At 61.6% G+C, this 18,761-nt stretch carries 15 protein-coding genes; 5 read left to right on the top strand and 10 right to left on the bottom strand.

The genetic code is table 11. The features are described from left to right. The first annotated feature begins 66 nt into the window (after positions 1-66). Positions 67-1,371, top strand: coding sequence for a DNA polymerase IV (locus OEG82_RS11495; protein ID WP_267612587.1), 1,305 nt, complete (start codon positions 67-69; stop codon positions 1,369-1,371). Here the strand turns inward: OEG82_RS11495 and dnaE are convergent. The 6 genes from dnaE to OEG82_RS11465 all read right to left on the bottom strand — a co-directional run bounded on the left by dnaE (position 1,368) and on the right by OEG82_RS11465 (position 12,369). Then, positions 1,368-4,934, bottom strand: coding sequence for a DNA polymerase III subunit alpha (dnaE, locus tag OEG82_RS11490; RefSeq protein WP_267612586.1), 3,567 nt, complete (start codon positions 4,932-4,934; stop codon positions 1,368-1,370). The two genes, OEG82_RS11495 and dnaE, sit on opposite strands and share 4 nt — an antisense overlap. 623 nt (positions 4,935-5,557) lie before the next feature. Beyond that, positions 5,558-5,830 carry a DNA-binding protein HupB gene (hupB, locus tag OEG82_RS11485; protein ID WP_267612585.1) on the bottom strand — a complete coding sequence of 91 codons (273 nt, stop codon included), beginning with the start codon at positions 5,828-5,830 and terminating at the stop codon, positions 5,558-5,560. 390 nt (positions 5,831-6,220) lie between these two features. Beyond that, positions 6,221-8,653, bottom strand: coding sequence for an endopeptidase La (gene lon / locus OEG82_RS11480; protein ID WP_267612584.1), 2,433 nt, complete (start codon positions 8,651-8,653; stop codon positions 6,221-6,223). Between the two features lie 373 nt (positions 8,654-9,026). Then, complete coding sequence (gene clpX, locus OEG82_RS11475; protein WP_267612583.1) at positions 9,027-10,307, bottom strand: ATP-dependent Clp protease ATP-binding subunit ClpX; 1,281 nt, start codon at positions 10,305-10,307, stop codon at positions 9,027-9,029. 312 nt (positions 10,308-10,619) lie between these two features. After that, positions 10,620-11,246 (bottom strand): ATP-dependent Clp endopeptidase proteolytic subunit ClpP, encoded by a 627-nt coding sequence (clpP, locus tag OEG82_RS11470; protein ID WP_267612582.1) that lies wholly within the window; start codon positions 11,244-11,246, stop codon positions 10,620-10,622. Positions 11,247-11,400: 154 nt separating this feature from the next. Further along, the gene (locus OEG82_RS11465) at positions 11,401-12,369 is read right to left on the bottom strand and encodes an AraC family transcriptional regulator (protein WP_267612581.1); all 969 of its coding nucleotides are present in this window, start codon (positions 12,367-12,369) and stop codon (positions 11,401-11,403) included. Positions 12,370-12,487: 118 nt separating this feature from the next. On the opposite strand from OEG82_RS11465, the gene OEG82_RS11460 reads away from it, so the two are divergent. The 3 genes from OEG82_RS11460 (at position 12,488) to OEG82_RS11450 (ending at position 15,443) form a co-directional block, all read left to right on the top strand. Beyond that, entirely contained in the window at positions 12,488-13,099 is a 612-nt protein-coding gene (locus tag OEG82_RS11460; RefSeq protein WP_267612580.1) for a LysE family translocator, read from the top strand. 288 nt (positions 13,100-13,387) lie between these two features. Continuing rightward, positions 13,388-13,981 carry a hypothetical protein gene (locus tag OEG82_RS11455; RefSeq protein WP_267612579.1) on the top strand — a complete coding sequence of 198 codons (594 nt, stop codon included), beginning with the start codon at positions 13,388-13,390 and terminating at the stop codon, positions 13,979-13,981. A 298-nt stretch (positions 13,982-14,279) separates the two neighbouring features. Further along, on the top strand, positions 14,280-15,443 hold the full coding sequence (locus OEG82_RS11450) for a cytochrome P450 (RefSeq protein WP_425497583.1): 1,164 nt from the start codon (positions 14,280-14,282) through the stop codon (positions 15,441-15,443). Here OEG82_RS11450 and OEG82_RS11445 read toward each other — a convergent pair. Then, on the bottom strand, positions 15,440-15,784 hold the full coding sequence (locus OEG82_RS11445; RefSeq protein ID WP_267612577.1) for a cupin domain-containing protein: 345 nt from the start codon (positions 15,782-15,784) through the stop codon (positions 15,440-15,442). The genes OEG82_RS11450 and OEG82_RS11445 overlap by 4 nt on opposite strands. A gap of 136 nt (positions 15,785-15,920) precedes the next feature. Between OEG82_RS11445 and OEG82_RS11440 the strand changes: the two genes are divergently transcribed. Further along, positions 15,921-16,409, top strand: coding sequence for a DUF6653 family protein (locus OEG82_RS11440; protein WP_267612576.1), 489 nt, complete (start codon positions 15,921-15,923; stop codon positions 16,407-16,409). 12 nt (positions 16,410-16,421) lie between these two features. Here OEG82_RS11440 and OEG82_RS11435 read toward each other — a convergent pair whose 3' ends face one another. From OEG82_RS11435 to OEG82_RS11425, 3 genes are all read right to left on the bottom strand, one after another. Next, on the bottom strand, positions 16,422-16,718 hold the full coding sequence (locus OEG82_RS11435; protein WP_267612575.1) for a hypothetical protein: 297 nt from the start codon (positions 16,716-16,718) through the stop codon (positions 16,422-16,424). Positions 16,719-16,842: 124 nt separating this feature from the next. Further along, positions 16,843-18,126: an O-acetylhomoserine aminocarboxypropyltransferase gene (locus tag OEG82_RS11430; protein ID WP_267612574.1), complete on the bottom strand. Its 1,284-nt coding sequence runs from the start codon at positions 18,124-18,126 to the stop codon at positions 16,843-16,845. 241 nt (positions 18,127-18,367) lie between these two features. Continuing rightward, positions 18,368-18,760 carry a response regulator gene (locus OEG82_RS11425; protein WP_267612573.1) on the bottom strand — a complete coding sequence of 131 codons (393 nt, stop codon included), beginning with the start codon at positions 18,758-18,760 and terminating at the stop codon, positions 18,368-18,370. Between the last annotated feature and the right edge of the window lies 1 nt (position 18,761).

Below are 18,761 nucleotides of genomic sequence, written 5' to 3'. Positions count from 1 at the left end.
GATCTGCACGGTCTGCTGAGTCGAAATCTATTGCGAATTGACTCAATGTTCAATATTTGTTCTCAAATGTCCGCAGCCTCTACCCTTCCCGGCTTTTGCCGTGACTGCCTGACCCCCGCCCGTGCGGAGGCGAGGCGCTGTCATGCCTGCGGCAGCCCGCGGATCATCCGTCATGCCGAGATCGACACGCTGACGCTGGCCCATGTCGATTGCGATGCGTTTTACGCGACGGTGGAAAAGCGCGACAATCCGGAACTTGCCGACAAGCCGGTGATCATCGGCGGCGGCAAGCGCGGCGTTGTCTCGACCTGCTGCTACATCGCCCGCATCCACGGGGTGCGCTCGGCCATGCCGATGTTCAAGGCGCTCGACGCCTGCCCTGACGCGGTGGTGATCAAGCCCGACATGGAGAAGTATGTCCGGGTCGGACGCCAGGTGCGGCAATTGATGGAAGAGCTGACACCGCTGGTGCAGCCGATCTCGATCGACGAGGCGTTTCTTGACCTTGCCGGCACCGAGCGCCTGCACAAGGACACCCCTGCCCGCACGCTGGCGCGCTTTGCGGCGCGGGTGGAAGCCGAAATCGGCATCAGCCTCTCGGTCGGGCTGTCCTACTGCAAGTTCCTCGCCAAGGTGGCGTCCGATCTCGACAAGCCGCGCGGATTCTCGGTGATCGGCAAGCAGGAGGCGATCGCCTTTCTCAAGCCGCGCCCAGTGACAATGATCTGGGGCGTCGGCAAGGCCTTTGCGGCGACGCTGGAGCGCGACGGCATCCGCACCATCGGCCAGTTGCAGACAATGGACGAAACAGCGCTGATGCGCAGCTATGGCGTCATGGGCAAGCGTCTGTACCATCTGGCGCGCGGCGAGGACGAGCGCACCGTCCATCTCAATGAGGGCGCCAAGAGCGTCTCGGCCGAAACCACCTTCAATTCCGACCTGTCCGAGGTCAAGGACTTGGTGCCGGTGCTCCGCCGGCTTTCGGAGAAGGTGTCGGCCCGGCTCAAGGCCTCCACCATCGCCGGCCAGACCGTGGTGCTCAAGCTCAAGACCTCGGACTTCAAGAGCCGGACGCGCAATTTCAAGCTTGAGGACCCGACCATGCTGGCCGACCGGATTTTTCGCACCGGCCTGCATCTGCTGGAACGCGAGCTTGGCCAGGACCGGTTCCGGCTGATTGGCATCGGCGTCACCGATCTCACCGATGCCGCCCGCGCCGATCCACCCGACCTGGTCGATCCGGCAGCAGCACGGCGGGCCGTGGCGGAAAGCGCCATCGACAAGGTGCGCCAGAAATTCGGCCGCGATATAGTTGAAACGGGCTACACCTTCGGGACGTCGCGAAAAACTAGGCAGGCGGAGGAGGATTAGACCAGTTCGACATCCAGCACGCCGGGCGCCGCCTTCAGCGCCGAGGCGATCTGGGGCGTGATCCTGTAGCGGTCCGAGAGCGTCACCTCGATCTCGCGGCGGCCGTCATCCTTGATCATGACAAAGGACACCTGGCCATCGCCACGCGAGGTCAGATGCGTCGACACCGAATTGAGCGGTCGCGCATCGCGCATATAGACCCGCAGTGCAGACTGGCCGCGCGCCGCCCGGTCTTCCAGCGAATCGGCGGTCTGGATCCTCAGCCCTATGCCTTCCGGCCGCTCCTCGGCGGTGACGGTGATGACGATCGACTTGCCCGGTTCGAGCAGGTCCCGGTAGAGCGCCAGGCCTTCGGAAAACAGCACGGCCTCATATTGTCCGGAACTGTCGGAAAAGGCGATGATGCCCATCTTGTTGCCGGTACGGGTCTTGCGCTCCTGCTTGCTGGTCACGGTGCCGGCAAGCCTGCCGGCGGTGGCGCCGGCCTTGACCGCGAGCGAGAAATCCGCCCAGGTCTGCACCCGCATCTTGGCGAGCAGATCATTATAGGAATCAAGCGGATGCGCCGAGAGGTAGAAGCCCAGCGCCTGGTATTCGCGGTGCAGCTTGTCGGCCGGCAGCCAGGGCATGACGGCGGGCAGCTGAATGGTTTCGGCCTCTGTCGCGCCACCGCCGCCAATGCCGAACATGTCGCTCTGGCCGCTAATCCGGTTTTCCTGGGCGCGCTGGGCAAAGCCCAGCACCCGGTCGAGACCGCTGCTGAGCGAGGCGCGCTCCTTGCCGAAGCAATCAAACGCACCCGCGGCAATCAGGCTTTCCAGCACCCGGCGATTGACCTGGCGCGGATCGATGCGCGTGCAGAAATCCTCGAGCGAGGCAAAGGGCTCGTCGCCCCGGACCTCGACAATATGCTCGACGGCGGCATCGCCGACGCCCTTGATCGCGGCCAGCGCATAATAGATCCGGTTGTCGCCGGTTTCGAAATGCCGGAAGCTTGTCTGCACCGAGGGCGGCACGACTTCGATGCCCAGCCGCCTGGCGTCTTGGCGGAAATCGTTGAGCTTGTCGGTGTTGGACATGTCGAGCGTCATTGATGCGGCGAGAAACTCGACCGGATAATGCGCCTTGAGATAGGCCGTCTGGTAGGAGACGATGCCATAGGCTGCTGCGTGCGACTTGTTGAAGCCGTAATTGGCGAACTTGGCGAGAAGGTCGAAGATCAGGTTGGCCTGCGGCTTGGACACGCCGCGCTCGACGGCGCCGTCGACGAAGCGGGCGCGCTGCTTGTCCATTTCCGCCTGGATCTTCTTGCCCATGGCGCGGCGCAGAAGGTCGGCTTCGCCGAGCGAGTAGCCGGCCAGGACCTGGGCGATCTGCATCACCTGTTCCTGGTAGACGATCACGCCCTGGGTTTCAGCCAGCAGCCCGTCGATCTTGGGATGGATGGAGGCCAGCTCCTCCTCGCCATGCTTGCGCGCATTGTAGACCGGGATGTTTTCCATCGGGCCCGGGCGATAGAGCGCCACGAGCGCAATGATGTCCTCGATCCGGTCGGGACGCATGCCGATCAGCGCCTTGCGCATGCCGGCCGATTCCACCTGGAACACGCCGACAGTCTCGCCGCGCGACAGCATCTCGTAGGTGGGGGTGTCGTCAAGCGGCAGGGCTTCGAGATCGATGGTGATGTTGCGCTTGGCGATGAAGCCGACAACGGTCTTGAGCACCGTCAGCGTCTTCAACCCCAGAAAGTCGAACTTGACCAGGCCTGCCTGCTCGACCCATTTCATGTTGAACTGGGTGACCGGCATGTCCGAGCGCGGATCGCGATACATCGGCACCAGCTGCGACAGCGGACGGTCGCCGATGACGATGCCCGCCGCATGGGTGGAAGCGTGCCGGTAAAGTCCCTCGAGCTTCTGGGCTATGTCGAGCAGGCGGCCGACGGCAGGTTCCTTTTCCACTTCCTCGGCAAAGCGCGGCTCTTCCTCGATGGCCTTGTGCAATGGCGTCGGGGCGGCGGGGTTGTTGGGCACCAGCTTGCAGATCCGGTCGACCAGACCATAGGGCATCTCGAGCACACGGCCGACGTCGCGCAGTGCTGCGCGCGCCTGCAGGCTTCCGAAGGTGATGATCTGACCCACCTGCTCGCGGCCGTATTTCTTCTGCACATAGCGGATCACCTCTTCGCGGCGATCCTGGCAGAAGTCGATGTCGAAGTCGGGCATCGACACGCGGGCCGGGTTGAGGAAGCGCTCGAACAGCAGGGAGAAGCGCAGGGGATCGACATCGGTGATGGTCAGCGCATAGGCGACCAGCGAACCTGCGCCCGAACCACGGCCGGGTCCGACGGGAATGCCCTGGTCCTTGGCCCATTTGATGAAGTCGGCCACGATCAGGAAGTAGCCGGGAAACTTCATGTTCTCGATGATGTCGAGCTCGACCTGCAGGCGCTCGCGGTAGTCCGCCTCCGAATAGCCCTCGGCGAGACCGATGCGCGCCAATCGGCGCTCGAGCCCGTCAATCGACTGCCGCCGCAATTCCGCGGCTTCCGCGGCCAGCGCCGCGACGGGGTCGTCCTCGCCGCCGCCGGTAAAGCGCGGCAGGATCGGTGCCCGCAGCTCGACGATGGCGCTGCAGCGCCGGGCAATTTCGATTGTGTTGGCCAGGGCTTCGGGAATATCGGCAAACAGTTGCGTCATCTCGGAGCGGGATTTGAGGCAATTGTCGACGCTGAGCCGCGGCCGCCGGTCATCCGACATCACCGCATTGCAGGCCACCGCCATCAAGGCATCATGGGCTTCGAAATCCTCGGGCGTGGGAAAGAAGGCTTCATTTGTCGCCACCAGCGGAATTTCGCAGTCATAGGCGAGCGCGATCATCCTGGCCTCATGAGCCCGGTCATAGCCACGCTGGCGCTGCAGCTCGACATAGACCCGGTCGCCGAACACGGCCTTTAGGCTTTCAAGACGGCTCCTGGCCTGGTCGGGGTGGCCTTCGCGCAGTGCCTGATCCACCGGACCACCGGCCGCACCGGTCAGAGCAATCAGGCCGCCGGCGTCCTGCTGCAGCCAGGACAGCGAGATATGGGCCCGCTCGCCGCCGCTGTCGTCGCCGAGATAGGCCTGGCTGACAATGGCGACCAGACGTTCATAGCCCGCCGGAGTGGCGGCATAGAGCACGATCGAGGGCGATTTCTGCAAATGCTCGCGGTGAGAGCGGCGCTCCGAGCCCTGGCCGTCTTCCATGTCGATGTCGAGCTGGCAGCCGATCAATGGCTGAATGCCTGCTTCCATGGCCTTGACCGAAAATTCCAGGGCGCCGAACAGATTGTTGGTGTCGGTGATTGCCAGCGCCGGCTGGTCATCGGAGACCGCACGCTTGATCAGGGTCTTGATCGGCAGCGCGCCCTCAAGCAGCGAATAGGCCGAATGGACGCGCAGATGCACAAAACCCGGCCAGGATCCGGAACTGCGGCCCTCGGTGTTGCTGTCGCGCTCGCGGGCCTGCTGTGTGCCCGCAGCCAGATTGGCCAGCACCTTGGCTGACTTGCTTTCCCGCGCCATCAAAATCCCCTGCTGATCGATTCATGGCGAGGCATCGGGTCGATGCCGTCCAAGACTCAAGCAGCAATTGTGAGGACCCGGACCATAAAGTCCAGAGCGCAGATCGTGAAATGATGGCAGCGCCCGATGGCGCCGCCGCCTGCCCTTGCCTGACCCGCATCAGCGCGCGGTTCACAAAGGACGATTCCTGTGGACGACGCCGGGTGAAACCAGTCCGGCGCGGCACCCGGCAAATTTGCGAGCCTGCCGCATCTGGAACAGGTCACGCATTCCGGCATTCACCTCCACCCCGAGCCTCTGCAAACACAGAGTGCGCCGGAGGCAGAAGAGCCTGGATCAGAACGCCATGGCGAGAACGGCGAAGCTCGCCACAAACAGTGACATGGAAACGAAAGCGGCAAGATCGCGGGCAAATGATGTCATGATCAACTCCTATATTCCCTGTGTGTTTCCATACTGTTCGATGTTTGTTCTCTTGTCAAGCGAACAGAACCCGATTGTGCTTTCTGCACTCACACACTTGTTGCGCGGAGATCTTCTGCCCCTGGCCCTTGCCAACAGGCCATAAAAAAAGCCCGGGCGATGACACCCGGGCTTTCATTCAGTTCGGTCAGGATTGCGGCTTAGTTGCACGCATCCTTGAGGCCCTTGCCGGCCGAGAACTTCGGCACGTTGCGAGCCGGAATATCAACTTCATTGCCGGTCTGCGGGTTGCGGCCCTTGGAGGCTTCGCGACGCGACACTGTGAAATTGCCAAAACCGATCAGGCGCACGTCGCCGCCGTTCTTGAGTTCGCCTGTGATGGTTTCGAAAACCGCTTCGACAGCCGATGTTGCGTCACCCTTGCTGAGGCCCGATTTTTCAGCCACAGAGGCTACGAGTTCATTTTTGTTCATTTTGATACCTTTCCTGACGTTTCTTCGACTCAATGTGTTCGATGCGGTGATCCTACGCATCTCGCCGCAGCAAGCAACCAAACTCCCCGGAAACCGGGGTTTTATAAAGGTTTTCTACAGGCAATTCGGTGGAATTCGGATGCTTGAACGGACAAAGAACGCATAACCTTAACAAAAAGTTGCAATCCCGCGCGAAATCGCTGCGGGCTGAGCGAAGTCCACAGGCTTTGTCCGGGACCGTACCGAAACGTTCCCGGCCGGCCCAGGCCGCTGCACCGGTCAGAACAGGCCTTTGCCCACTCCGGCAAACGCAAACGGGCCGCACATCGATCAGATGTGCGGCCCGGTGTCATGTGGCTGTGGCGTTCGGGCGAGCCCGAACCAGCCGTGTCAGTGCGCGATGGTGGCGCCGCCCTCTTCGCCGGCTTCGGCTGCAAGCGGTGCTTCCGGCTTGGCATCGGGATCCCAGGTGATGGCCTCGGGCATGCGCACCAGCGCATGGCGCAGCACGTCACCCATCTTGGCAACCGGGATGATCTCGAGACCGTTTTTGACATTGTCCGGAATCTCGGTGAGGTCCTTGGCATTGTCTTCCGGTATCATCACCGTCTTGATGCCGCCACGCAGGGCCGCCAGCAGCTTCTCCTTGAGACCGCCGATGGGGAGGATCCGGCCGCGCAGGGTGATCTCGCCGGTCATGGCGACATCACGGCGAACCGGAATGCCTGTCATGATCGACACAATCGATGTGGCCATGGCGACGCCGGCCGAAGGGCCGTCCTTCGGGGTTGCCCCTTCCGGCACGTGGACGTGGATGTCGCGCTTGTCGAACAGAGGCGGCTCGATGCCGAAATCGACAGCCCGCGAGCGGACATAGGAGGCCGCCGCCGAGATCGATTCCTTCATCACGTCACGCAGATTGCCGGTCACGGTCATCTTGCCCTTGCCGGGCATCATCACGCCCTCGATGGTCAGCAATTCGCCGCCCACCTCGGTCCAGGCCAGGCCGGTGACGACACCGATCTGGTCGTGGAACTCAGCCTCGCCATAGCGGAAACGCGCCACGCCGAGATAGTCCGACAGGTTGTCGACGTCGACCTTGACCGACTTGACCCCGGTCTTGAGGATTTCGGTCACGGCCTTGCGCGCCAGCTTCATCAGTTCCCGCTCGAAGTTACGCACACCGGCTTCCCGGGTATAGGTGCGAACGATCTGCAGCAGCGCCTCGTCGGTGATCTCGAACTCTTCCGGACGCAGCGCATGATCGCGCACGGCCTTGGGCAGAAGATGCCTGCGGGCGATCTGCTGCTTCTCGTCCTCGGTGTAACCGGCGATGCGGATGATCTCCATCCGGTCCATCAATGGCGCCGGAATGTTGAGCGTGTTGGCCGTAGTGATGAACATCACGTTGGACAGATCATATTCAACCTCGAGATAGTGATCCATAAAGGTTGAATTCTGTTCCGGATCCAGCACCTCAAGCAGCGCCGATGACGGATCGCCGCGAAAATCCTGGCCCATCTTGTCGATCTCGTCGAACAGGAACAGCGGGTTGGACTTCTTGGCCTTTTTCATCGACTGGATGACCTTGCCGGGCATCGAGCCGATATAGGTGCGGCGGTGACCACGGATTTCGGCCTCGTCACGGACGCCGCCAAGCGCCATGCGGACATATTCGCGGCCGGTCGCCTTGGCGATCGACTTGGCGAGCGAGGTCTTGCCGACGCCGGGAGGTCCGACGAGGCAGAGGATCGGGCCCTTGATCTTCGAAGAGCGTGCCTGCACGGCAAGATATTCGATGATCCGCTCCTTGACCTTTTCAAGGCCGAAGTGATCGGTCTCAAGCACCTTCTCGGCGGCATTGAGGTCGATCTTGACGCGGGACTTCTTGCCCCAGGGCAGACCCAGCAGCCAGTCGAGATAGTTGCGCACGACGGTGGCTTCGGCCGACATCGGGCTCATCTGCTTGAGCTTCTTGAACTCGGCATCCGCCTTTTCGCGGGCTTCCTTCGACAGCTTGGTCTTGGCGATGCGGGCTTCCATCTCGGCCATCTCGTCACGGCCGTCCTCGCCGTCACCAAGCTCCTTCTGGATCGCCTTCATCTGCTCATTGAGGTAATATTCGCGCTGGGTCTTCTCCATCTGCCGCTTGACGCGGGAGCGGATGCGCTTTTCCACCTGCAGCACAGAGATTTCGCCTTCCATGAAGCCGAGCGCCTTTTCCAGGCGGCCCTTCACGGAAATGGTCGACAGCATGTCCTGCTTCTCGGGGATCTTGATCGACAGATGCGAGGCGACCGTATCGGCGAGCTTGGAATAGTCGTCGATCTGGCTTGCCGCGCCGACAACTTCCGGCGAGATCTTCTTGTTGAGCTTGACGTAGTTTTCGAACTCGGAAACCACGGAACGCGACAGCGCTTCGATCTCGACCGGGTCCTCTTCAGGTTCGGCGAGCTCGACGGCGCGGGCTTCGTAATATTCTTCGCGGTCGGTGTAGCCGACGATTTCGGCACGCGCACGACCTTCGACCAGCACCTTGACGGTGCCGTCGGGCAGCTTCAGCAATTGCAGAACATTGGCGATCGCGCCGATCTCGTAGATCCCGGCGGGATCCGGATCGTCATCGCTGGCGTTGATCTGGGTGGCAAGCATGATCTGCTTGTCCGATCCCATCACTTCCTCAAGCGCACGGATCGATTTTTCGCGACCGACAAAGAGCGGCACGATCATGTGCGGGAAAACGACGATGTCGCGCAGCGGAAGAACGGGATAGATACCTGCCTCTGTGGGCGAATGAGTAGTACTCACTTTTTTGTCCGGCATTTCATTTCCTTTCGTGGCCTGTCGGGCCGATTGGCAACGCGGGGCGCGGCCCCAGCTATTCCAGCAACCGCTGTTCGCGTCCTTATAGTGGGCATAGCCCTTGCAGTCTAATTGGAGAACCGGCGCCCCGGTTTCAAGTCGGGCGGCCCGGCTAAAATGCTCCATCTTCGATTCGGCACGATATTAGACAATGAAAGTGGCGGGAAGCTGGATCCTTGCTCCACGCGGCAGACAGGATGCCCGGCTCTTTTCGTCATGATGCCGCGATTGTACCTGTCCTGCGTGCCGCCCGCAGCCCCGATGAAAACGAAAAACCCTCCGGAACTGGCCCGGAGGGTTGTATCTTGGGCGCATCTGCCGCCGTGGCGAAGGGTCAGGCCGAAGCCGAGCCCTTGGCCTCGTCGCCACGCTCTGCATAGATGTAGAGCGGCCGGGCATTGCCTATGACCACGTCGTCGGAGATGACGACTTCGCGCACGCCTTCGAGTTCCGGCAGTTCGAACATGGTGTCGAGCAGGATCTTCTCCATGATCGAGCGCAGTCCGCGGGCGCCGGTTTTGCGGATGATGCCGCGTTTGGCGATTTCGGTGAGCGCGCTTTCGTGGAACGTCAGCACCACATCTTCCATCTCGAACAGGCGCTGATACTGCTTGACCAGAGCATTCTTGGGCTCGGTCAGGATCTGGATCAGCGCGGATTCATCGAGGTCTTCCAGCGTGGCAAGCACCGGCAGACGACCGATGAATTCCGGGATCAGGCCGAACTTGACCAGATCTTCCGGCTCGAGCTCGCGCAGAACCTCGCCGACCCGGCGCTCGTCCTGGGCGCGGACATTGGCGCCAAACCCGATCGAGGTCTTTTCGCCACGCGCCGAGATGATCTTGTCGAGGCCGGCGAATGCGCCGCCGCAGACGAACAGGATGTTGGTCGTGTCAACCTGCAGGAATTCCTGCTGCGGATGCTTGCGGCCACCCTGGGGCGGCACCGAGGCAACCGTGCCTTCCATGATCTTCAGAAGCGCCTGCTGAACGCCTTCGCCCGAGACGTCGCGGGTGATCGACGGATTGTCCGACTTGCGCGAAATCTTGTCGACCTCGTCGATATAGACGATGCCGCGCTGGGCGCGTTCGACATTGTAGTCGGCCGACTGCAACAGCTTGAGAATGATGTTTTCCACATCCTCGCCGACATAACCGGCTTCGGTCAGGGTCGTGGCATCGGCCATGGTGAAGGGCACATCGATGATGCGCGCCAGTGTCTGGGCCAGATAGGTCTTGCCGCAGCCGGTGGGGCCGACGAGCAGGATGTTGGACTTCGCCAGTTCCACCTCGCCCGATTTGGACGAGTGGTTGAGGCGCTTGTAATGGTTGTGCACCGCCACCGAGAGGATCTTCTTGGCCTGATGCTGGCCGATCACATATTCATCGAGTGTGGCAATGATTTCCTGCGGGGTGGGTACGCCATCGCGCGATTTCACCATCGAGGATTTGTTTTCCTCGCGGATGATGTCCATGCACAATTCCACGCACTCATCACAGATGAAGACCGTGGGACCGGCAATGAGTTTGCGTACTTCATGCTGGCTCTTGCCGCAGAAAGAGCAATATAGGGTATTTTTGGAATCGCCGCCGTTGCTGCCGCTGACCTTGCTCATTTCACTTTCCTTCCCGCAATCCAGGCGTCTGACCTGGATGTCTGGCGCCTCGCCGCCCCGAGCCGTGGCTTCGGAACATTGAGGCAATCTCGGGGTACAAACCCGGCCTCTGGTTATTCAAACCCGAAGCCGGTGGCAACGAATCCCCGTCAATCTGGCGATGCTAAGCCAGAGAATTTGAACATAGACTTAACGTCCATATTAGCGCGCTGCACAAGTTGCGCCACCCCAAGCCCACGAAAACGTGATGCAAGAGGGCCGCATTTCCTGTGAAAACACAGTTTTGGCATTCGAAAGGGCCCGACCCGCTGCCTATGTCGGGCTTTCGATGTATTCGCGCTTGTCGATGACCCGGTCGATCAGGCCGTATTCAAGCGCTTCACTGGCTGTCATGAAGTGGTCCCGGTCCAGGGTCTTCTCGACAGTCTCGTAATCATTGCCGGTGTGGGTGACATAGATTTCGTTGAGCCGGCGCTTCATCTTGATGATGTCCTGGGCGTGGCGCTCGATATCGGAGGCCTGACCCTGGAAGCCGCCGGAGGGCTGGTGCACCATGATGCGGGCGTTGGGCGTTGCAAAGCGCATGCCCTTTTCGCCGGCGCACAGAAGCAGCGATCCCATCGACGCGGCCTGACCGACGCACAGCGTCGAGACCGCGGGACGGATGAACTGCATGGTGTCGTAAATCGCCATGCCGGCCGTCACCACGCCACCGGGCGAATTGATGTAGATGGCGATTTCCTTCTTCGGATTCTCGGCTTCGAGAAACAGAAGCTGGGCGCAGACCAGCGTCGCCATATGGTCCTCGACGGGACCGGTGATGAAGATGATCCGCTCCTTGAGAAGCCGCGAAAAAATATCGTAGGACCGTTCGCCGCGGTTAGTCTGTTCAACGACCATGGGCACCAGGGCCATGGCGTTTTCAACTGTATTTTTCATTGCGCTTCCCTTGTCAAACGGTCCCACAGGCGCCGCGGCCTGCGGGGAATCAATCTCTTTGAACCCACTACATAGAGTGTGCCCCCCGTCGCTTCAAGATGTAAGGCTGTGAAACGGCTGGGCGACCTTGTTCACGAGTGGCGTTAAAGCCAGGTTACGGTTTTGAATTTGGCGGCATCCCGGGTGCATTTTGACTGTATGACTGCGCCTGCCTGCGCCATTCCCCGGGCCCGACTGCGAACATCGCCGCAAAGCGCCTGCCAAAGGCAGGCACCGAGCGGTAGCCGCATCGCTCGGCAATCTCGGCCATATCAAGCCCGGGCTGCTGCAACAGCTCGCGAGCCTTTATCATTCTCCACCGGGTCAGATAGGCAAAGGGCGTCATCCCGACGGTTGCGCTGAAACTCTCGGCAAAACGGGACCGCGACATGCCGGCCCGGGCCGCAAGCATTTCGATGTCCCAGGCTGTCTCGAAGCCGGAATGCATGGCCGACAGCGCTCGCGACAGCCGCGGATCTGCCAGGGCGCGGGCGAAACCGTTCGGATGAGCTGCATGATCGGGCAGGCTCGACCGCACGATCTGCATCAGCAGAATTTCCACTATCCTGTGCAGGATCGATGCCTGCCCCGCCCCGGGCTCGCTCGTTTCCGCATGCAGAAGCGCCAGCGAGGCCGCAACACCGGACGGTGCCGCATCGCATGACTGGCGCAGCGGGATCATCGGCGGCAGACTGTCGAGAACAGGATGGTCGATTGCCTCGTCGAAGCGAAGAAACCCGCACAGGATGCGGCACAGCGGACCCACGTCGCCATGGTGCAAGACACCGTCCACCGGCGGCACGCGCGCGATCAGATCGTCAAGATCGACCGGGGCGGCAACATTTTCACCGGAGGACAGGATTTGCGGCGCGCCATCGGGGATCAGCACCAGATCGCCCTGGGCAAGGCTGATCTGGTCCTGATCCGGAACCGTGACCACGCATTTGCCTTCCAGAACCAGGTGAAACCGTATGCGCCGCCGCTCCGCCGCCAGTCCGATGGCAAAATCGCCGCGTATCGCGGTGCTGAAATACAGCCCTGCCTGCAGGCGCAGTGTGGAAAAGATTTCGGTGAGCACGTCCATGATCGGAAATTGAACCAGAATCCGGGACGATCTGCAAATAATTTGGGCTTGGTAGGCAGTGATCCGCCGATCTGTCCGGCGTAGAAGCCTGCAAGTCCCAACGCAGGAGCTCGAAACCATGCCGATCGATAGCGCGCTTGCCCTGATGGGTTTTGCATTCGTCATGTCCGCCTCCCCCGGGCCGGGCAACTTCCTGCTGCTGACATCCGGGGCGAATTTCGGCTTCACCCGGTCGATCCCGCTGATCCTCGGCATCAGCCTAGGCTTCCTGAGCATGGTCGGGATGGTCGGGCTGGGGCTGGGGCAGCTGCTCAAGAGCTTCCCGGTGCTGGAACTCGGCATCCGCCTCGCCTGTGGGTTCTATGTCCTCTGGCTGGCCCTGAAAATCGCCCGCAGCCGCTCGCTGGGTTCGGGCGGCGAGACCATCGTCGGCGCGCCGTTCGGCTTTGCTGAAGCCGCAATGCTGCAACTGTTCAATCCCAAGGCCTGGACCGTGGCGATCATCGTCACGGCCTCCTATGTCGATCCGTCAGCGCCACGGAAAAGCCTGATTGCCCTGGTGCTGATCTTTGCAATTGTGAACATTCCCACCATCAGCATCTGGGCCGTGTCCGGAACAGCATTGAAGCGGTTCCTGGACAAGGGCAGCAGGATCGTCGTGTTCAACCATGTCATGGCCATGGTCCTTGTGGCGGCAATGATACCCGTGCTTTTGAACGTCTCAGACTAGCTTTTCGCGACTGAACGATCGAGCTTCGCCCCCAGAACGGGAGAATCCGGTGTATATCTGCCAAGCTTCTGATCCGAGACGGGATCGGGAGCGGTCGCCTCACCAGACCAAAAGAATATCGGCTGTTTTCCGCTTCGGCTGAGAACCAATTTCCGCGCTCGGCGCATCACGATATTAACGACACATTAAGGTTTTGCTTTCCTCGGCACCGGGACTGCTGCACACTTGCTGCAACCAAGCAGAAAAGACGGCCGATCACGTGCCGCCGGGTCTACCAGGGAGAGCAACATGTCCGAGTATTCATCCATTCGCCGCGGCGCGATCGCCACCATAATGGCCGTGTCCATGGCTTCGCCGGCGCTTGCCGGCGGCAAGCCTCTGGCCTGCTACCAGCAGGTCCACCAGCCCGCGGTCTACAAGACCGTGCATCAGCAGGTTGTGGTCCGGCCCGGCAGGGTGGTGCACGAGACCATTCCGGCGCGCTACGGCAAGATCACCGAACAGGTGCTGATCGAGCCGGAACGGGTGATTGCCCGCACCATTCCGGCGGTGACCCGGACCGTGCACGAAAAGGTTCTGGTCCGCGCCAAATCGATCGGCTGGGAATGGCGCCGCATCCATGGGGTCAAGACCCTGTGCAAGGTGGTCCATCCGGCCAAATACGCCACCCGGGCCCGCACCGTGGTGGTGCAGTCCGCACGCACCGTGCATGAACGGATTCCGGCGCGCTACGGTCACCGCAGCCGCACCGTGATCGTCCAACCTGCGCGCACCATCGCCCGTCAGGTGCCGCCGGTGATCAAGACGGTGGCTCGCTCCGTGGAAGTCCGCCCCGCCTCATCCGGCTGGGTGCAGGTATCGGGCCGACGCCGCTGTCACTGAGATTGTCCGGGGTGAGCGGGTTGGCCCACCGCGCCCGCTCGTCTCGGATCAGTACTTTGCAGAGATCTCGATGATGTTTGCTTCGGGATCGCGGATGAACAACGTGCGGTGACACCAGCGGCGCAAATCGGTCGGCTCCCTGAGGATTTCCATCCCGCCGGGGCGCTTCGGGACCTGTCCCCGGCAATTTCAGCAGCTTTTGAAACAACGGATTTCCCTGATCGCCGTTCCGCGATAAGTCTCCCCGATGATCGCTCGTTCCCTGACCATTTCGCAAGATCCCCAAGAGCCCGACTTCGTGCAAGACCCTTACCGGTTTTATGCGCTGAGGCACCGCGCCTCGCCCGTTTTCTACTGGGAGCAATACGGCATGTGGTGCGTGGCTGGCTATGACCAGGTCAATGGCCTGTTGCGCGACCGGCGGCTGGGCCGGGAAAACCGCTGGGGCGCGCCGCTGAACCCGGTCGAAGGCCGCGAACATCTCAGCGATTTTGACCGGATCGAAAGCGGCTCGCTGCTCGAACGCGAACCGCCGGCGCATTCGCGGCTAAGAACCCTGGTCAACCGCGCTTTCGTGTCCCGTTCGGTGGAGCGGCTGCGCCCGCGCATCCATGCGCTGGCGCATCAGCTCATCGACGCCCTGCCCGCTGACGATGCCTTTGACCTGCTGCCGTCATTCGCCACACCGATCCCGCTCACGGTGATCTGCGAATTGCTCGGCGTGCCGGTGACCCGCGCCGATGATCTGCTCGGCTGGTCGCACGCCATGTGCGAAATGTATGTACCGCAGCGTGCGCGCGAAACCGAAAACCGGGCCAACCGCGCCTCGGCCGATTTCGGTGCCTTCCTGACCGCGCATATCGCGGAACACCGCCATTCCACAACCGATGATCTGCTGTCGGCGCTGATCGCGGTGCGCGACACCGGCGAAAAGCTCACCGACGACGAACTGATCTCGACCTGTGTGCTGCTGCTCAATGCCGGGCACGAGGCTACGGTGCACCAGACCGGCAATGCGGTGAAGACCATTCTCGATCAGGGCGGCGATCCGCGCCGGTTCTTTGCAACGCCGGAGGCCGGAGCGGCAACCGTCGAGGAAGCGCTGCGGTTTGATGCGCCGCTGCACATGTTCACTCGCTATGCCTATGAGGATATCGATCTGGGACCGGTGACGCTGAAGCCGGGCGAACAGGTTGCGCTGCTGCTGGGCGCGGCCAACCGCGATCCCTCGGCGTTTGAGGCGCCGGACCAGTTCCGGCCCGGACGGGCGGACCAGAAAAACGTCAGTTTCGGCGCCGGGCTGCATTTCTGCATCGGGGCACCGCTGGCCCGGCTTGAACTGCAGGAATCGCTGGCGGTGCTGTTTTCGCGGTTGCCCGATCTTAAGCTCAGGCAACCGCCGCGCTACCGCAACAGCTACCATTTTCACGGGCTCGAGAGCCTTGTCGCCGAATCCGGCTAGAGACGGATCACGTAGTCCTTGCGAGTCGTTTCAATGACTTCCCAGATTCCCTTGAAGCCCGGTCTGAGAATGAAACTGTCGCCGGCGCTGACCGTGGTTGCCGCGCCGCCATCTTCTGAAATCACCGACACGCCTTCGAGGATGCGGCAATATTCCCATTCGTCATAGGCGATCCGCCAGCTGCCGGGCGTCGATTGCCAGATGCCGCAATAGAGCCCGTCTCGCTCTTCCAGGTTCCAGGTGGTATGGACCGGGTCGCCGGACAGCAGCTTTTCCGGATCCGGTCTTGAAATGTCCGGCTCCACGGAAGGGCTGACCGGAACGAGATTTGCTGTGACCATGATCATTCCCTAAAATGCGTAGACCCGAAGCCGTGGCGGCGTTTGCCGTCGGACAGACCGGCACCGCCAATCGTCAGGCGTTCCATGCCGGCGGGCGGATCGCCCAAACTGCGTGAACCAGTTTCAGGATGCACCAATGCGAATAGACAAAGCAATTGAAAGCTCGATGATGATGGATGACGCGACCTGGGCGCGGCATGCAAATCCCTGGAGTTTCTGGACAAGGGTGCCAATCCTGATGCTGTTCGCCCTTGCTGTCTGGAGCCGGATCTGGATCGGCTGGTGGTGCCTGATCCCGATCGGCCTGGTCATTGCATGGACGCTGGTCAATCCACGCGCCTTTTCGCCACCGGCAAGGCTGGACAACTGGGCGTCGCAAGTGGTTCTGGGGGAGCGCCGCTGGCTGGCGCGCAAGGCGACGCCGATCCCTGCACATCACGCCAGGGCGGCGATGATCCTGAGCCTTTTGTCGGGCCTTTCGATCATCCCGCTCGCCTATGGCCTCTGGGTGCTTGATCCCTGGGCGGTCTTTGCCGGCGCCATGCTGGCATCGGTGTTCAAGCTGTGGTTCGGCGACCGCATGGCCTGGCTAAATGCCGACATGACGGGCGGGCATGGTGGTTGATCAGACGCGTTGTCAGCAGACCTGAACGCCGCACTCGCTGATGGTGAAGTTTTCTGCGGGCTCGGTCAGCGATCCGTCGAACTGGCGGCCATCGGCGCATTGGGCGCGGGCTTCAAAGGTCAGCCGCCCGGCCAGCTCGCCTTCCCTGAGATTGACGAAATACTCGACCGCACAATCCTTCTCCGCGGCCAGTTGCTCGGAGAGCTGGTCGAGCCAGGCAGGATTGGCCGATTGGGCGTGAGCGAGGCTCATGACCGCCAGCGTCATGGCTGCAGCGGTGGTGAATCTCCGAATAATTGGTCGTGGCATGATGGCCTCCACTGATTGAGTTCAGGGGAAGCATAAAGCCTCTTGCAGGTTTTTGACTTGTTGCAGATCAAACGGCCCGGCGTTGGACGCCGGGCCGTTCAGATCACGGCTTGACGCGAAGGCGTCAGGCCTTGGCGAGCGCCTGCTCGAGGTCGGCGATGATGTCCTTGACGTCTTCGATACCGATCGACAGCCGCACCACGTCCGGGCCGGCGCCGGCGGCAGTCTGCTGCTCCGGAGACAACTGGGCGTGGGTGGTCGATGCCGGATGGATGACCAGCGAGCGCGTGTCACCGATATTGGCCAGATGCGAGAACATCTCGAGGCCCTCGACAAACTTCACGCCTGAATCGTAGCCACCCTTGAGGCCGAAGGTGAAGACCGCGCCAGCACCCTTGGGAGAATATCGCTGCTGCAGGGCGTGGTTGTCGTGATCCGGCAGGCCGGCATAATGCACCCAGCTGACCTTGTCGTGTTTGGACAGCCATTCGGCGACAGCCAGCGCATTGTCGCAATGGCGCTGCATCCGCAGCGGCAGGGTCTCCGCACCGGTCAGGATCATGAAGGCGTTGAACGGCGAGATCGCCGGACCGAGGTCACGCAGGCCGAGCACGCGGCAGGCGATGGCAAAGGCGAAATTGCCAAAGGTTTCGTGCAGCACGACGTCGCCATATTCCGAGCGCGGCTCGGACAGTGCCGGATATTTGCCGGACTTGGACCAGTCGAAGGACCCGCCATCGACAATGATGCCGCCCATCGAATTGCCGTGGCCGCCGATGAATTTGGTCAGCGAATGCAGCACAATGTCGGCGCCGTGCTCGATCGGCTGGATCAGATAGGGCGAGGCCATGGTGTTGTCGACGATCAGCGGCAGGCCATGCTTGCGCGCCACTTCGGCAATGGCATTGATGTCGACAAAGGTGCCGCCCGGATTGGCCAGGCTTTCCACGAAGATCGCCTTGGTGCGGTCATCGATCTGGCTTTCGATGCTGGCCATGTCGGCAGGATCGGCCCAGCGCACCTGCCAGTCGAAGGACTTGAAGGATTTGCCGAACTGGTTGATCGACCCGCCATACAGCTGGTTGGCGGCAACAAAATTGTCGCCCGGGCTCATGATGGTGTGGAACACGATCAGCTGCGCCGCATGACCCGAGGCAACGGCGAGCGCCGCTGTGCCGCCTTCGAGTGCCGCAACCCGCTCTTCAAGCACGGCCTGGGTCGGGTTCATGATGCGGGTGTAGATGTTACCGAAGGCCTTCAGGCCGAACAGCGAGGCGGCGTGATCGGCGTCGTCGAAGACGAATGCGGTGGTCTGGTAAATCGGTGTGGCGCGCGCGCCGGTGGCGGGATCCGGCTGGGCCCCCGCGTGAATGGCTAGCGTGCTGAATCCCGGCTGATTGTTCGACATGGACTTCTCCCCTTGTGCCCGACAAATAATCTCGGAGGGGTTATCCCGCATGTGCGGGCCAGCGTCAAAGAAGTTTTTTGCGCCTGGGCCGGAGAAATAGAGGATGGATTTCCTGAAAAAGCAGCGTCATCGCGGCCCTTCGGGATTCATTTGCCAACGCCGCCCGCCGCCGAGCGGGCCGTGTGTCAGGAGCTCCCGCCGGCGCCCCGGCAGCGGAAAGCTCGCGTGTGCAATCGTTGTGTCAGGCCGCGACGGCCTGCCGCCAGAGCGCCGTGACCTGGTCGGAGAGTGTCATCGGATCGAAGGGCTTTGCGATGACGCCCACCGCGCCGAGGCTGCGGTAATATTCCTTTTCATGGGTCTGCACCTTGGCCGTCATGAAGACCACGGGGATGTCCCTGGCTTCGGGCATCTGCTTGAGGTTTTCCAGGGTTTCCGGACCGCTCATGCGCGGCATCATCACGTCCATCAGGATCAGTTGCGGCGCGAAGCCTGCAACCGCATCGAGCGCCTTCTGGCCGCCGTCGCAGTGCATAGCGGTGAAGCCGCCAAGCTCCTCGAGCGCCATCATCACCACCTGGGCGATGCTTTCGTCATCCTCGACATACAGAATATTGATCAGTTCGTCCGTCAAA

The sequence above is a fragment of the Hoeflea ulvae genome, from assembly GCF_026619435.1.
Lineage (GTDB): Bacteria > Pseudomonadota > Alphaproteobacteria > Rhizobiales > Rhizobiaceae > Hoeflea > Hoeflea ulvae.
Note: the sequence above shows the minus strand (reverse complement) of the source record. Positions and strands in the feature narration are given on the sequence as shown.

What these genes read in the sequence shown, in the direction of transcription:
- OEG82_RS11495 (WP_267612587.1), top strand. Translation starts at nt 67, where the DNA reads ATGTCCGCAGCCTCTACCCTTCCCGGCTTTTGCCGTGACTGCCTGACC.
- dnaE (WP_267612586.1), bottom strand. Translation starts at nt 4,934, where the DNA reads ATGGCGCGGGAAAGCAAGTCAGCCAAGGTGCTGGCCAATCTGGCTGCG.
- hupB (WP_267612585.1), bottom strand. Translation starts at nt 5,830, where the DNA reads ATGAACAAAAATGAACTCGTAGCCTCTGTGGCTGAAAAATCGGGCCTC.
- lon (WP_267612584.1), bottom strand. Translation starts at nt 8,653, where the DNA reads ATGCCGGACAAAAAAGTGAGTACTACTCATTCGCCCACAGAGGCAGGT.
- clpX (WP_267612583.1), bottom strand. Translation starts at nt 10,307, where the DNA reads ATGAGCAAGGTCAGCGGCAGCAACGGCGGCGATTCCAAAAATACCCTA.
- clpP (WP_267612582.1), bottom strand. Translation starts at nt 11,246, where the DNA reads ATGAAAAATACAGTTGAAAACGCCATGGCCCTGGTGCCCATGGTCGTT.
- OEG82_RS11465 (WP_267612581.1), bottom strand. Translation starts at nt 12,369, where the DNA reads ATGGACGTGCTCACCGAAATCTTTTCCACACTGCGCCTGCAGGCAGGG.
- OEG82_RS11460 (WP_267612580.1), top strand. Translation starts at nt 12,488, where the DNA reads ATGCCGATCGATAGCGCGCTTGCCCTGATGGGTTTTGCATTCGTCATG.
- OEG82_RS11455 (WP_267612579.1), top strand. Translation starts at nt 13,388, where the DNA reads ATGTCCGAGTATTCATCCATTCGCCGCGGCGCGATCGCCACCATAATG.
- OEG82_RS11445 (WP_267612577.1), bottom strand. Translation starts at nt 15,784, where the DNA reads ATGGTCACAGCAAATCTCGTTCCGGTCAGCCCTTCCGTGGAGCCGGAC.
- OEG82_RS11440 (WP_267612576.1), top strand. Translation starts at nt 15,921, where the DNA reads ATGCGAATAGACAAAGCAATTGAAAGCTCGATGATGATGGATGACGCG.
- OEG82_RS11435 (WP_267612575.1), bottom strand. Translation starts at nt 16,718, where the DNA reads ATGCCACGACCAATTATTCGGAGATTCACCACCGCTGCAGCCATGACG.
- OEG82_RS11430 (WP_267612574.1), bottom strand. Translation starts at nt 18,126, where the DNA reads ATGTCGAACAATCAGCCGGGATTCAGCACGCTAGCCATTCACGCGGGG.